Source organism: Aminobacter sp. P4_D5, from assembly GCF_056401815.1.
Genome location: NZ_JBFUIP010001112.1, coordinates 1 through 578, shown reverse-complemented (window position 1 = coordinate 578; position 578 = coordinate 1). Strand labels below are relative to the sequence as shown.

General features: G+C 65.6%; 1 protein-coding gene. It reads right to left on the bottom strand.

What is annotated here, in order from left to right:
* A partial coding sequence (locus tag AC1DWF_RS36965; RefSeq protein WP_476843394.1) for a GTP-binding protein occupies positions 1 to 578 on the bottom strand: 578 nt, incomplete at both ends.

The window sequence follows — 578 nt, the reverse complement described above, 5'->3', positions numbered from 1 at the left end:
GTACCAGGGCATGTTCGCTGAGGGCTCCGCGATATTGTCGCCTCCGAGGCCGGAGACGGGGATCGCCCTGAACGCCTCGATGCCGGCGGCCGCCGCGAAGGCGGCATAGTCGGCGCAGATCCCCTCGAAGATCGTGCGGTCATAGCCTACGAGGTCCATCTTGCTGACCGCGAGCACGAAGTGGCGGAGGCCGAGCAGCTTCACGAGAGTACTGTGCCGCCGCGTCTGCACCAGCACACCCTTGCGCGCGTCGACCAGAATCACCGCAAGGTCCGCGGTCGAGGCACCGGTGACCATATTGCGCGTGTACTGCTCGTGGCCTGGCGTGTCGGCGACGATGAACTTGCGCCGGTCGGTCGAAAAGAAGCGATAGGCGACGTCGATGGTGATGCCCTGCTCGCGCTCGGCGGCGAGCCCGTCGACCAGCAGCGCGAAATCGAGGTCCGTGCCCTGGGTGCCGATGCGTCGCGAATCCGCTTCCAGCGCCGTGACCTGATCCTGGGAGATCATCCGGGAATCGTAGAGCAACCGTCCGATCAGCGTGGACTTGCCGTCGTCCACGCTGCCACAGGTGATGA